General features: G+C 70.9%; 15 protein-coding genes. 6 read left to right on the forward strand and 9 right to left on the reverse strand.

All coding sequences use genetic code 11. The annotated features are described in order from the left end of the window. Nucleotides 1–52: 52 nt before the first annotated feature. From NIE79_RS21125 to NIE79_RS21140, 4 genes are all read right to left on the reverse strand, one after another. A complete protein-coding gene (locus tag NIE79_RS21125; protein ID WP_238680195.1) occupies nt 53–610 on the reverse strand; it encodes a hypothetical protein in 558 nt (185 codons plus the stop codon). Between the two features lie 200 nt (nt 611–810). Continuing rightward, nucleotides 811–1284, reverse strand: coding sequence for a hypothetical protein (locus NIE79_RS21130; protein ID WP_238680196.1), 474 nt, complete (start codon nt 1282–1284; stop codon nt 811–813). Beyond that, on the reverse strand, nt 1278–2039 hold the full coding sequence (locus NIE79_RS21135; RefSeq protein WP_238680197.1) for a hypothetical protein: 762 nt from the start codon (nt 2037–2039) through the stop codon (nt 1278–1280). Before NIE79_RS21135 ends, NIE79_RS21130 begins: the two co-directional genes overlap by 7 nt. Then, nucleotides 2036–2257, reverse strand: a complete 222-nt coding sequence (locus NIE79_RS21140) for a hypothetical protein (protein ID WP_238680198.1) — start codon at nt 2255–2257, stop codon at nt 2036–2038. The genes NIE79_RS21135 and NIE79_RS21140 overlap by 4 nt, the downstream gene beginning before the upstream one ends. Before the next feature lie 244 nt (nt 2258–2501). Here NIE79_RS21140 and NIE79_RS21145 point away from each other — a divergent pair, with 244 nt between their 5' ends. From NIE79_RS21145 to NIE79_RS21155, 3 genes are all read left to right on the forward strand, one after another. After that, entirely contained in the window at nt 2502–2747 is a 246-nt protein-coding gene (locus tag NIE79_RS21145) for a winged helix-turn-helix domain-containing protein (protein WP_088949319.1), read from the forward strand. A 156-nt stretch (nt 2748–2903) separates the two neighbouring features. Beyond that, nucleotides 2904–3278, forward strand: a complete 375-nt coding sequence (locus NIE79_RS21150; protein WP_238680199.1) for a DUF6244 family protein — start codon at nt 2904–2906, stop codon at nt 3276–3278. Between the two features lie 306 nt (nt 3279–3584). After that, complete coding sequence (locus tag NIE79_RS21155; protein ID WP_238680200.1) at nt 3585–4034, forward strand: hypothetical protein; 450 nt, start codon at nt 3585–3587, stop codon at nt 4032–4034. 73 nt (nt 4035–4107) lie between these two features. On the opposite strand, the gene NIE79_RS21160 is transcribed toward NIE79_RS21155, so the two are convergent. The 4 genes from NIE79_RS21160 to NIE79_RS21175 all read right to left on the reverse strand — a co-directional run bounded on the left by NIE79_RS21160 (nt 4108) and on the right by NIE79_RS21175 (nt 7792). Then, on the reverse strand, nt 4108–4518 hold the full coding sequence (locus tag NIE79_RS21160) for a hypothetical protein (RefSeq protein ID WP_238680201.1): 411 nt from the start codon (nt 4516–4518) through the stop codon (nt 4108–4110). Between the two features lie 69 nt (nt 4519–4587). Continuing rightward, nucleotides 4588–5031 carry a nitroreductase family deazaflavin-dependent oxidoreductase gene (locus tag NIE79_RS21165; protein ID WP_238680202.1) on the reverse strand — a complete coding sequence of 148 codons (444 nt, stop codon included), beginning with the start codon at nt 5029–5031 and terminating at the stop codon, nt 4588–4590. Between the two features lie 202 nt (nt 5032–5233). Further along, nucleotides 5234–6220: an SEC-C domain-containing protein gene (locus NIE79_RS21170; protein ID WP_238680203.1), complete on the reverse strand. Its 987-nt coding sequence runs from the start codon at nt 6218–6220 to the stop codon at nt 5234–5236. Nucleotides 6221–6325: 105 nt separating this feature from the next. Next, nucleotides 6326–7792, reverse strand: coding sequence for an MFS transporter (locus NIE79_RS21175; protein WP_238680204.1), 1467 nt, complete (start codon nt 7790–7792; stop codon nt 6326–6328). A 221-nt stretch (nt 7793–8013) separates the two neighbouring features. On the opposite strand from NIE79_RS21175, the gene NIE79_RS21180 reads away from it, so the two are divergent. Next, nucleotides 8014–8595: a TetR/AcrR family transcriptional regulator gene (locus NIE79_RS21180; protein ID WP_238680205.1), complete on the forward strand. Its 582-nt coding sequence runs from the start codon at nt 8014–8016 to the stop codon at nt 8593–8595. A 41-nt stretch (nt 8596–8636) separates the two neighbouring features. On the opposite strand, the gene NIE79_RS34050 is transcribed toward NIE79_RS21180, so the two are convergent. Next, entirely contained in the window at nt 8637–9995 is a 1359-nt protein-coding gene (locus NIE79_RS34050; RefSeq protein WP_238680206.1) for a pentapeptide repeat-containing protein, read from the reverse strand. Between the two features lie 204 nt (nt 9996–10199). Between NIE79_RS34050 and NIE79_RS21190 the strand changes: the two genes are divergently transcribed. Next, nucleotides 10200–10985 carry an esterase/lipase family protein gene (locus NIE79_RS21190; RefSeq protein ID WP_238680207.1) on the forward strand — a complete coding sequence of 262 codons (786 nt, stop codon included), beginning with the start codon at nt 10200–10202 and terminating at the stop codon, nt 10983–10985. Nucleotides 10986–11159: 174 nt separating this feature from the next. After that, nucleotides 11160–13370 (forward strand): M48 family metalloprotease, encoded by a 2211-nt coding sequence (locus NIE79_RS21195; protein WP_238680208.1) that lies wholly within the window; start codon nt 11160–11162, stop codon nt 13368–13370. Nucleotides 13371–13373 lie beyond the last annotated feature (3 nt).

Genomic DNA, 13373 nt, shown 5'->3' on the forward strand with positions numbered 1-13373 from the left:
AAACTCGTGTCGATCTTCGGCGGGCTGACCGACTCGCGGTCGGTCCTCCCGGCTAATCCAGGTGGTAGGTGATGCTGCCGGCGTCGCTGAACCTCTGCTCGGCGCCGCTGTTCGAAGGGCTGAAGACGCGGCAGGCGCAGCCCTCGGCAGGCCGCCCCGCTGACGCTTCGGCGTAGTACCAGACCTGACCCAGCTGGGCTTTGAACGTGCGGCTGGTGCGCGGTGGCACCTCGATCGCCCGGTGCGGTTCACACTGAGCGTCGAAGAGCCACAGCACGTACGGCTCACTGGTCGTCGAGGCGGTGCCCCGCAGCGCTTCCCCCCACCGGCCCTCGGGGATGTCCCGTTGGAAGTACGCCACCGCCTCCTGGCCCTTGGTCTTGGCGATGCAGGCCCGGTCGAGAGGTGCCCGAGATTCCGGCGTCGGACTGGGCGGGCCCGGTGCCGAGGACGATGACTGGAGGCTGCTGAGGATGCTCTGCCCGTCACCGGTCGCCACGGAGACGGCGAGCAGGAGGGCGAGCAGCCCGATGAGACCGCCGGACAGCCCAATGACGCGAGCCCGGCGACCGCGACCGGCCGATGTCGTGTCTGTCTTCTGAACCGTCAAGCTCCGTCACTCCCTCAGCCAGCTGCGACCGAGTCTAGGAGGCTTCGCGCTCGGGCGTGGTCCCCGAGCTCGGCATCGCCGTCCATTGGCCCGGTCCGCCACCGGGCATGATCCACTCGGTTTCATTGAAGTCGGGGTATCCGTGCCGACGGGATGCCCCGACTTCAGCTATCTCGTGTCGATCTTCGGCCCTGTTGCGCTCACTGCCGGTCGGATTCGACTGTGGCGCCTGCCTGCTGGGGATCGGCGCCGTGCTCCGTGTCGTCGGCGGCCTGTGCGGCGGCCACGAGGACTTCGTCGAGCTCGCGGTCGGTGAGACCCTCGTCTTCGAGCAGGCCGAGCAGCAGCACCGTCCGCGCGACGATCGCCGCCGCATCGTGGGGCACGGGCGGACGCTCACCGAGCGCCGCCCACACCAACGCCTCGGCCAGCACCGGGTCCACGTCGCGCCCGGTCGCGTCGTAGCGTTCCCGGGCGGACGCCACGAACCGGATCACCGGCGCGCGATCCTGCCCCGCGACGAACCGCCGCCGTACCGCCACCAGCAGCGCACCGGCGAGCAGGTCCGCGTACCGTCGCCAGTCCTGCTCGGCGAACCGGACCAGCCGGCGTTCGTGGCCGCGCAGCCGCCCGGTCAGCAATCCGCGTAGCGCCGCGTGCGGATCGGTCACCATCGTCGCCCCCTGATCATCGTGAGTGCTCTCCGGTGTGCGCGTGGCCTGGTCAGTCGCTGCCGCCTGGTCACCAGGGCGCTCGCCGCCTGGCAGCCGCGGGCGATCACTTCGGCGCTGTCGGCGTCGCTGGCCCTGCCGTTCTCGTGCTTGGTCTCGCTGTCGTGCTTGGTCTTGCTGTCGTGCTCGGTCTTGCTGTCGTGCTTGGTTTCGCTGTCGTGCTCGGCATGGCTGGTGGGCCGGGGCGGCACGGGCGGTGGTGCCGGCTCTTCGGTCGATCCCGCCAGCGAACGGTCGGTCAGTGCCGCCGGCTCTTCGGTCAGTGCCGCCACCGAACGTTCGATCCGCCGGCCGCCGACCGCGAGCCGGGCAACTACCAGGTCCAACCGGGTGATCGCCGCCGCGAGGTGCCGGGCCGCAACAATGTCCGCCACCTCCCGGGTACGCCGTAGCCGGTCCTCGCTTGCGCTCAACCGCCGACGGACCCGGGCGGCCAGCGCGGCGGCCCGGTCCGCGTCGACCTGGGCGGCGCGCAGACCGGCGAGAAGGTTCCCGACCGAGCCTCCCGGTGACTCGCGATCGGCGGCCAAGCCGGCGTAGACCAGGCTCAACGCCCGCCAGCACTCCGTGACCGCGTCCTGCCAGGGCAGCCGCCGGCCGGGCGGCCCCGCCCCGTGCAACTGCGCACCGGCCCGGTCGGCGGCGGAGATCGTGGCCAGCCAGGCGGCACGCAGATCGTCCACGGCATTGGCGCTCATTCGCCGGCCTCGGCACTGGACTTGACCAACAGGGCGAAGCGCACATCGGTACAGGGGTAGTCGACGCCGCACCCGCAGAGCCAGCGACGTACCACCCGGGGCGGATGGGCGAAGAGGACATCATCGGCGTCCTCGACGTCCTGATCGGACACGAGGCGATGGCGTTGCTCGGCTTGGGCTGGTGGTTCGGTGGGGAATTCGTCGGGTCGATCGGGCATCGGGGGCTCCCGTCGGGTCGTCTCCTAGCTGCTCACGGCACTTGCGTAGGGGCGGCGTGCGGGCATGCCCCGGCACGCCCGGTCGAACGGGGGGACCGACCGACCGGGCGCTTCCTGCGCGGTGGGAACGAACCAGCTCCGGGTTGCAGACCTGGGAGCCGGCTAGGCAGAGCGTATATAACAGGTCATGTAAGCGCAAGCATGGACCGCACATTGCTTGCTATACAAAGTTCCTCGTGATCGAATGGCAGGGCAGACCTGGGAGACACCAATGCCCGCCAAAGCGAAGTGGGCGCTGATCGCCGACGGCATCCGCGCTCAGATCAAGTCCGGCGAACTTGCGCCGGGTGACAAGTTGCCCTCGACGTCTGAGCTGTGCCGTCAGCACGACGTCTCGGCCATCGTCGTTCGTCAGGCCATTAACGCGCTCAAGATCGAGGGCTTGGTGGAAGGTGTCGGTGGCGTCGGCGTGTTCGTCGCCGAGCGCTGAACCGCCTCAATCTCGTGGCGTCACTCCAGATCTTGGACAGTTTCCGTTACGAGCTAACGGAAACTGTCCAAGATCTCGATCGTCATGCATCCCCGGTCAGGGTTCAGGGAACAGAGTCCGTCGAAGCCGCTCGCTGGGGTGATCACTGTCCACGAGATGACCCGGGAGCAAGCGGCCGGTCGCGCTGGGTGCGCGGATCTCGTACGCTCCCATGTGGTCTCCGCCGGTGCGGTGGTGGAGGTGATGGTCGACCACGGGGAGGTGCGCGTGAGCGCAGCACAGATCATCGCGAGGCTGGCGGCGGCTTCGCAGAAGCTGGACGAGGCGAAGGCCAAGACCGCAGCGGCAGCACAGGATGCAGCCGAGGCACGGGCACTCGTCGCTGGTGCGCTGGAGGGTGTGGCCGCCGGCCCGCTGGTCGGCATGATCGATTCGTACCGTCAGGCGCTCGCGCAGGCGTCCCAGGGCGGCGACCCGGCCAAGCAGCACGTGCAGGAGACGATCGCCAAGGTTCGAGCGCTGGGAAACTGACCACGGGTGGTGGCAGCGCAATCCACCAACCACCCGCTGTGGTGAAGCCAGTCATCAGGTCTGCGGTCCCTCGACGATTCGACAGCGCGAACCGGAACCAAGCAGCGCCGCCGGCACCGCGCCGTCAGCATCTCAGCAGCGAGTCGATCGGGTGGTGGACCTCGGCCACGGCTGCCGCGTACGCGAGCTTTCAAGAATTCTTGCCCACGATCGTCAAGGCGCTTGCAGGTACTCTGCTGGCTGCTGCTGCCGCAGCCGGATCTTTCAAGGCGTGGAGAGCGAAGCACCGAGACGGAGGGCGGGGCCGTGAAGATCAATGAGCAGGTAGAGGCTCTGGTCAGAGCTGTCCTGGACGCTGCTGTGCACCGTGATTCTGACAGGTTCGACAGCGCCTTGGACGCCTTGAGTGCCAGTCAGGAGACGTTGACCAAGGCAGTAGAACTGACGCTGGCCGTGAACGCCGCCGTTCTGTTCGAGGTCCACGATGGCCTGCCTTCGACCCACGAGATAGACCAACTCTCGCCTAACATCGCTCATCAGGAACGATGGGCCGAGGTCTCCGCAGACGACGTGCAGGCCATCCTGGCCGCCGTGGCGACGGGCAATCCGCCACGAGTCCCGAGCACCACAGGCGGCGTGAGTGCGGTGTTCGTGGTCGCCGCCAATCTCCTCGCCGCAGCCTCTCAGCCCAACGAGGGGGAGTGGTGGTTCAACTACCTGGACAAGGTGGAGGCCGCTATTGAGGCGGCCGGGTGACGGGCGCGCCTGATCCGGTCACCCGGGGCGGCGCTAGTGATCGGCGGCGGACGACGACCGTTCGGCCGCTCGCTCAGCGGGTGATGCGGAACGTCTGCTCGAAGTTCGGGTAGTCGCAGACGTCCTGGTTGCACAGCTCGAATCCTCCGCTGATCAGAGCGACACCCTTGTGCAGGACCAGCCCGCCGCCCTCCACCCACGCCCGCCCGGTCACGGCTTGCGGCTCGCCGGTGCAGCTGTTGAGAGGCGCCCAGCCGCCTGCGTAGGCGACCCGGTCGCCCGACCGCTGCCGGACGATCAGCTCAGTGGCGCCGGACAGACCGGCTGGGCAGGTCACGGTGAGGGTGATGTCCACGGCGACGCCGCGGGCGACCAGGGTCGCGGAGGTGACCTCGACGGTGCTTGCCGCGCTGGCCGGCGTCGGCACCAGCATGACGGTGAGTGACAGCCCGAGCAGTGCGATGGCGGTGACAATGCGGCGCACGACGGTCCTCCTTGCCGGAGTGGGGTGCTTACCTGCTGTCACCCTAGCCCTCGCCGGCGATGGGTCATATCAATCACGCTCGATGACGACGACCGGGATCTCGCGGTCGGTCTCCTTCGCGTAGCGGGCGTACGTCGGGAAGACCTTCGTCATCACCGGCCACAGCCGGACGCGCTCCTCGCCGGTCGCGGTCCGGGCCTGACCCGTGATTCGTTCCGCGCCGACCTGGATCTCGACCGCCGGGTCGGCGCTCAGGTTGAGGTACCAGGCGGGGTGCTTGGCCGCGCCGCCGTTGGACGCCACCAGCAGGTAGTTGTCGCCGTCGCGCCCGTACATCAGGGCCGTGCGACGCAGTTGGCCCGATCGGCGTCCGCGGGTGATGAGCAGCAGCGAGGGTACGCCGTGGAAGGTGCCGCCGTCCGCGCCGTCGGTCCGTACGTAGCGCCGGATGTGGCTGGCGACCCAGCCGACCGGGCTGTCCTCGACCGTCTCGCGCTGCTCGTGTGTGGTCACGCCATCGCCTCCATCGTCGAGCCCGGACGGTCGAGCGGGGTGTCGATCATACGCGGGGCTTATGCGGTGGCCGGCGCTCAAGAGGGTGCCGGCGGTTGTGGTCGAACGTGATGTCTGTGAGTCATCGTGATGACTCACAGACATCAGGCTCTCCAGGGACATGGCCTCCCGGGGCCGCAAGGACCGAGCCGGCGGGGGAGGGTCAGGCGCGCGAGCGCGGCAGGCAGCACTTCTTGTACTTGGCGCCGGACCCGCACCAGCAGGTGTCGTTGCGGCCGGGTGGCCAGGCTGTCACGCCCGACTCGTCGAGGCTGTCGGCGTACTCGTCGAGGGTTTCCTCGCTGGTGGGGTCGCTGCCGGTGCGTTCGGCGAAGGCCGCCAGATCGGCGACGGTGCCGACGACCACGCCCAGGTCGGCGCCGCCCATCCCGGAAGCGTCGACGAGGGCGCGTTCGATCTGGGCGCGGTGCTCGTCCCAGGTGGCGGGGTAGCTGTCGATGAGGGTGGGCCAGCGCAGCAGCAGCGCGGTGAACTCCGCCTCGGGCCAGAACAGCAGCGTGGCCGGGCCGTCGTCGAGGGCGTCGAGCGCGTGGGTGCTCGCGGCGCGCAGCCGGTCGGCGAGGTTGTCGTACTCGTCGTGCTGTAGGCCCTGCTCTTCGCGCAGGTCGTGCCGCCGCTGGGCCAGGCCGTAGATCATGGCGGCGGCCTCGTCCTGGGCGTCCTCGGATTCGTGCTGCTGGGCGCGGGTCCGTTCCAGGATGGCGTCCAGTGCCCCGGTGAGCCATTCCAACGCCGTGTCGGTGTGGCCGGACTCGGCCAGCTCGTCGATCAGATAGGTGGCCGCCGGGTCGGTCTCCAGCAACGGACGCAGGGCGGTCAGCTCGGCCATGCCCTCGTCCGAGCGGTCGAGGCGCAGCAGCAGACCGCCGCGCACCGCTCGGGCGTGCGCGTTGTCGTCCGGCTGCTCGGCGATGGCTCGGGTGGCCAGGGCGAGCGCGTCGGCCAGGTCACCGGCCTGTCCCAGGATGTCCGCGGCGACCAGCAGGGCGTAACCGGTGTCGTCGGGGTCCGCGACCCGCCCCTCGTCGACGGCGCCCACCAGTTCGGCGACGAACGCGGCCGGGTCGGGGCTCTTGAGGCCCAGGACGCCGATCTCGTCGATGCGGTCGGCGGTCAGCAACTCGGACATGGGCTCATCCTGAAAGACGACGGTCGGTGGGTGGGGGAGCGGTCAGCGTACTCCTGAGCATGGGGCAGCCCGGGCGGCGAACCGCCCGGGCTGCGACACGTTCCCTCAGCGGGTCGCCGGCATGGTGGCGAACTCGCCGGCTAGCTCCGACTCGACGATCGTCGCGGCGGACGGCCGGCGACCGGCCGACGCCCGCCGGGCGGACGGGACGGCGAGGGCCGCGAGCGCGGCGGCCAGGGCGATCGCCGTGAGGACGAGAAACCCCATCGTGAAGCCGGCTTCCCGGGGCAGGCCGTTGGCCTGCGGGTTGGCGGTGATCACGCCGCTGACCACTGCGGCGCCGATCGCGCCGCCGATGGTGCGGATGTTGGCGTTCATGCCGGTCGCCACGCCGGTCTGGCTGGCGGGCACGCTGGCGACGATCAGGTTGGCCATCGACGCGAAGGCCAGGCCGATGCCGAGGCCGACCAGGCCACCGGCGATGGCGACCTCCCAGCGGGTGTCGTGCGCGGTGGCGAGCATCGCGGAGGCGGCCACGTTGAACGTGGCGCCGGTGGCGAGTTGCGCCTTGGCGCTGAAGACGGCCTGGAGTCGCCCGGCGATGACGCCGGCGACGAACATCGCGCTGACCATCGGGAGCATGAGCAGACCGGCCTGGCTGATGCTCGCCCCGAAGCCGTAACCGGCGGCGGTCGGGGTCTGCAGGAACTGGGGGAGGAACGCGTACACGGAGAACATCGACGCGCCGTAGAGCAGGGCGACCAGGTTGGTCGTCCAGACGCCGGGCAGGCGCATCATCCGCATGTCGATCAGCGGGTTGCTGGACCGCAGTTCGGTGACCAGCCAGCCGACCAGCAGCACCACTGCCAGCGCCAGCAGACCGAGCACCCGGGGGGAGGTCCAGCCCCAGGTGACGCCCTGGCTGATCGGCAGCAGCAACGCGACCAGCCAGCCGGAGAGCAGCAGTGTGGCGCGCCAGTCGATGCGGCCGGGGGTGCGGACCGGTGACTCGGGCACGAACAGGTGCGCGGCCACGGCGGTCAGCCCGACCACGACCATCGGGATCCAGAACAGCCAGCGGTAGTCCAGCGTGCTGACGATCGGGCCGGCCAGCACGATGCCCAGGCCACCGCCGACGGCGACGATCGCCGAGATGGCGGCCACCGCTGTGGAGACCCGTGCGGCCGGGAACTCGTCGCGGATGATGCCGAACGACAGCGGGAAGACCGCTCCGCCGATGCCCTGCACGACCCGGGCGAGGATGAGGACGCCGATGTTCGGTGCGATGGCGGCCAGCAGGCAGCCGAGGGCGAGGGCGGCGAGCGAGACGACGAGCATCCGCTCCTTGCCGACCATGTCGCCGACGCGTCCGAGGATCGGCGTGAAGATCGACGCGCTGAGAAGGTAGGCGGTCAGGACCCAGGTCACTGTGTTCTGGGAGGTGTGCAGGTCCTGCTGGATGGTCGGCAGCACCGGGGTGATCAGCGACTGGAGCATCGCGAAGAACCCGGCGCCGGCCGCGAGCACGGTGAAGGTGAGCCGACGCGAGCCGCGTCGGGAGGTCACTGCCACGAGAGAAGACTCCCTGATTACGTACGGGAATGAAGGCTTGTCGCCCGTCGTCTGTGACGGGAGGTCTGTCGGGGTCCGGGCGATCGGGGTGGCCAGGCGACGATCGGGCGGGTCCCGAGGTAGAGTAACCGGAGGCAGGCCTCCGGGATTCCGGAGGGGTGCCTCCACTAAGCTAGCGGAGGGTTTCCTCCGGATGCAACCAGGGTGAGGTGACGCACGTCATGACCAGCGCAGGGCAGGCGCCCGAGGTCTTCGCCCAGCGGCCCAAGCGGGCCGACGCGCGGCGTAACTACGACGCCCTGATCACTGCGGCGCGTGAGGCGTTCGCCGAGAACGGCGCCGCCGCGTCCCTGGAGGACGTGGCCCGTCGGGCCGGCGTGGGCATCGGCACGCTCTACCGCAACTTCCCGACCCGGCGGCACCTCTTCGAGGCCGTCTACGTCGAGGAGGTCCGGGCGCTGTGCCACTCCGCCGAGGGCCTGGCCGAGCTGCCGCCCTGGGACGCGCTCGTCGCCTGGCTGCACCGCTTCGTCGCGTACGTCGCCACCAAGCGGGCGCTCGCCGAGCAACTGCTGCACGACTCCGAGATCTTCACCAGCTGCCGGGCGGAGATCTTCTCCGCTGGTGAGCCGCTGATGCGTCGCGCGCAGGCCGCCGGCGTGGTCCGCAACGACATCGGCTTCGACGACGTGGTGCGGCTGATCAGCGGCCTCACCATGGCCCAGTTCCCGTCACCCGAGCAGCGCGACCGGGTGCTCGGCGTGGCCCTGGACGGCCTGCGCCCTCCAGTCACGCCACGCTGACGCCCCCACCGGCCGCCCCGCGCTGACGTCCACCCGACCGGTCAGCGGTCGACCAGCAGCAGCCACTCGTCGTCGAGGCGTTCCACAGTCGTGCCCGCCGGCCAACGGTGGCCCGGGTCGGCCACCGCCCGGGCCTGCTCGACCTGCGGCGGCCGACCGAACTCCGTGTCGCGGAAGCTGGCCATGCCGTGGAACCGGGCCCGGCCGAAATTCGCGGCGTCGAGAAAGCGGGCCCTGTCGAACAGCGCCTCCGCGCCGAACACCGTCCAGCGGAACAGCGCCATTTTCGTGAAACGGACGGACTGGAAGGCTGCCGACCGGCCGAACTCGGTGTGCTCCATCGACAGCGCGCCGTCGAATACCGCTTCCCGGAACTTGGCGGATTCCTCGAAGCGGGTGGCGTCGAAGCTGGTCGGCTGGCCGAAGGTCACCCGGCGAAACGAGGTCGGGCCGGCGAAGCTGACTCGCCGGCAGGACAGGCCGTCGGGAAACGCGGCGCCGTCGAAGCTGGCCTCACCGCCGACGCGTACGCCGTCCAGCATGACCTCGCCCTCGGCTGTGAGCCCCCCGAAGACCACGTCGTCGAACGCCGCCGCCCCGAGCAGAAGCCGCCCCTGGGCTGTCGCGCCCGCGAAGGTGGTCGTGCCGGTGAACACCGCATCGGTGAAGTTCGCGTCGACGAGCATGCAGCCGGCGGCGTCGAAGTCGACGAGCGTGGCGCCGGCCAGGTCGAGCCTCAGCTCCGGCCAGTGGGCCGCGTCGTCCGCGCGTAGGTGCCGGGTGAGCACGCGCTGCGCGCTGCGCCGGACCTCCGTCTCGCGCGGCTCGCCGTCCGGCGCCGGCATCCGCAGGTACGCGCACAGCACCGCCGCGATCGTCGGGCGCTGCCCCGGGTTGTCCTGACCGAGGCGCTCCAGCGCGTGCAGGCCGCCGAGTCGTACCGCCGCGCTGTCGTTGCCGAGCAGCTCGACCGCCCTGGTGTAGAGCTCGGTCAGTCGACGCTCCGCTGCGTCGTGCTCGGCGGCACCGGACTGCCGGTCCTGGTGGCGCTGCACGACCTCGGCCACCGCCTCGGCGTGCGCCTGCACCCGGTCGCGGTGCACCTGGTCCCGTGCGGCGACGCCCTCCTGGTGCCGCTGCGCGCGTTCGGCGATCCACTGGCGCCGGGCGGCGAGCAGCAGTGCCAGCCCTCCGCCGGTGCCGGCGACGACTGTCAGGCCGGTGCGGATCGCGTCGATGCGCAGCGTGGCGCGGGTGTCCGGTTGGCTGGCCCGGTCGGCCTCGGTGAGCAGCAGGTCCAGCACCAGCCAGCCCAGGGCGATGGCGACCAGCAGGCCGACCAGGACCAGCCACCACGGCATCACCCGCAGCTCGCGCTCGGTGGGTTCGTCGACAGCCACGGCCACAGCATGCCAGTCACCATCGGCGTCCGATATGGAGCGTGGCGGTATGACCGTTTACGCCCCCGCCGGAACAACGGGTTACCGGCGCGTAACAAGTCATTGACGTTTCTGAATTGTTGCGGGGATGATCGTCGCACGGTCGACCGGACACCCCCACCCACCTGCCCGGTTCGCCGGGTGCCTCCCCCCGGAGGTGCAGCGATGCTGCTCCGAAAGACCGCCCTCGTCCTGGCCCTCGCCACCGCCGCGCTGCTCGCGTCCGCCGCCACGGCGACCGCCGCCCCCGCCGATCCCGCCCCCGCCTCCACGACACCCTTCGCCGCCGCGGCGGCCAACCCCGTCATCGTGGTCGGCGGGCTCAGCGGCGTCGCCGTCGCGTACGAGCCGATCGCCGCCCGCCTGCGCGCCGACGGCTACCGCACCTTCATCTACCAGCTGCCCGGGCTGGGCCTCGGCGACATCCCCACCTCGGCCCGCGCGTTCGCCGGCTACGTCGACCAGGTACGCGCCAGCACCGGCGCGGCGACTGTCGACGTCGTCGCCCACTCCGAAGGGGGCCTGGTCAGCCGGTACTACCTCAAGCGGCTCGGCGGCACCGCCACCGTCGGCCGGTACGTCAGCCTGGGCACACCGCAGTACGGCACGTACGTCGCCAACATCGTGGCGTTCCTGGGCCTGGGCAGCTGCGCCGGCGTCGTGGCCTGCCAGCAGATGACCATCGGCTCGGCGTTCCTCGCCGACCTGAACGCCGGCGACGACACCCCGGGTGCGGTGCGCTACACCACCATCCGCACCTTGCAGGACGAGCTGGTCCGGCCGACCGGCAACGCCGCCGTCAACGACGGTGCGACGAACGTGCTGGTCCAGGCGTACTGCCCGCTTCGGGTGGTGGGGCACCTGGGTCTGGTGCTCGACGGCACCGCGTACACCATCGTGCGTGGCGCCCTGGTCGACGGCCCGGTGCGACCCAACTGCCTCGCGCTCTGATCCGTTCCGGTGCGGCGGTCCCGGAGGGGACCGCCGCACCGGACCCGCGACGGTGAGTGTCGGGTGCGCGACGATCCCGCGAATCGGTATGGCAGACATCAGATGTCCTCGATAGCCTGCTCCGGCTGTCCATTCCCGACAGTGGACGCCATCCTCCGAGAAGGAGCAGCGCTCATGACCGAGCCGCCCACAGTGCCGCCGGAGAACACCCCGCCGACAGTGCCGCAGCTCGACGTCCGGGCCGCCCAACCGCCGTCGGCCGACACCCCGCCGCCCACCGGCGGGTTCGCCGACCGCCCACCGGGCTACCCCAGCGCGCTGGTCTGGCTGCGCGCCGGGATCCTGCGGGACTGGCGCGGTGTGCTCGGCGCGTTCGTCGCCACCTGGTTCTACCTGCCGGTCGCGCTGCTCCTGGCGTTCTGGGGCGGTCTCGTGTTCGGCGTCGCCGGGCTCCTCGCCATCGGGTCGGGCGCCGACGACCAGGTGCCCCAGGCGTTGCGCGACGCCCCGCTGATCGGCTCGCTGATCGAGGCGTTCCTGACCCGCTCCGGCGGGTTGCTCGGCGGCGTGGCCGGCTTCGCCATCGGCTTCCTGGTCGGCTTCCTCGTCGTGCTGACGCTGCCCTGGCTGGGCGTCGCCGACGAACCCTTCGCGCTGCTCACCGGCCTGATCGGCACTGTCATCGCGGCGGCGCTGATCGGGGTCCTCTACACGCTCTACCGGGTGCTGCTCGAACCACGTCTGCTGGTCGTCTCGGGTGCGCGCCAGCCCAGCCGCCGCGAGTACGCGCGGCTGCGCCCCGTGCTCGACGACTGCGCCCGGCGGCTCGGCCTGCCCAGCGTGCCCCGGCTGCTCATGGAGGACGACCCGGTCCTGAGCAACGCCCGCACGTACGCCCGGCACGTGGTCGTCACCACCGCCGTGCTGACCGAACCGGACGACGAGGTCGCCGCCCTGCTCAGCCACGAGCTGGTGCACTGGCGCACCGGGGACGAGATCACCAGCGCCTTCGTCCGCGGCGTCGGCCTGCCGCTGACCCTCGCGCACGCCCTGCCGACCTGGCTGATGCGGACGTTCCCCCACCCGGGCACCAACTTCGTGGTCTTCGTGTTCTTCTGGCCGGTGCTGCTCACCATGCGGTACGTGGTGCTGCCGCTGCACGCCCGCGACGTGCGGGCCGCCGAGTACCGGGCCGACCTCGGCGCGGTGCTCACCGGGCACGTCGACGGGCTGCGGCGCATCCTGGAACGCCGGCTGTCCTTCGAGACCGGGCGCAGCGGCTGGGACGAGGCGGTCTGCGCCACCCACCCGCCGCACGAGCTGCGGCTCGACGCGCTGGAGCGGGCGTCGCTGGCCGGTGCGCCCACCGGTGCGACCGAGCCCGTCACCGTCGACCAGCTGTTCAACTCCGCCGGCCCGGTCGGCACCCGCCGCACCTGGCTGCTGGTCGGCGCCCTCACACTGGTCGCCTGCCTCGGCACCAGCGGGCTCGGCGTGGTGCAGTGGGCGTTCTTCCGCCCCCAGGCGGCGATCGACGGCTACTTCGCCGCGCTCGCCGACCGGGACAGCGACGCCGCGCTCGGCTACCTGACCGACCAGGGCAGCGGCGCCGACACCAAGCTGCTCGCCCAACTGCTGCGCGGCAAGGGCTACCGACCACCGACCGACGTCGAGATCAGCTCGTTGGAGCGCGAGGGCGACAGCGCCACCGCCACAGTGGCGTACCGGCTGGGTGACGCGCGGGAGACCACCACCCTCACCCTGCGCCGCGAGGACGAGACCACCGCCGGGCTGTTCCACGGCTGGCGGTTGAGTGGCGGGCCGACCCCGCTCAACGCCGCGATCGCCGACCCCGGGGTACGGCTCAACGGGGTGGAGCTGCCGGTCGCCACCGAGGGCCCGCCAGTGGTGCTGTTGCCCGGCGGCTACACAGCGACCGGCCCGTCCAGCGCCCTCAGCGAGACACCGAGCGCGACAGTGCTGGTGGGCCCGGGGGAGACCGCCGCTGTTCTGCAACTGGCTCCGGTGCTCAAGCCTGCGGCGATCGAGGCGGTCGAGGCGCGGGTACGAGCCTGGTTGGACGAGTGCGCCAAGCAGACGGCGACCAACCCGCCGGGCTGCCCGTTCAGCTACTACAGCGGCTCCAGCTCGCCCCAGAAGGTCACCTGGAAGATCCTGGAGTATCCGAAGATCGCCGTCGAACTCACCGGCCCGGCCAGCGCCCAGGTCTCCACCCCGACCCAGACCCAGGGCACCGTCGAGGTCAGCGGCACCACCACCTACTTCGGCACCAGCTCACCGTTCAAGGACGAGGACGCGTTCACCGTCGCGGGCGTTGCCACCGCCGACGGGGACGACGTCGCCTTCCGACCCGCCACCAACTGACCG

It is taken from the genome of Micromonospora trifolii (genome assembly GCF_022229005.1).
GTDB classification, from domain to species: domain Bacteria; phylum Actinomycetota; class Actinomycetes; order Mycobacteriales; family Micromonosporaceae; genus Micromonospora; species Micromonospora trifolii.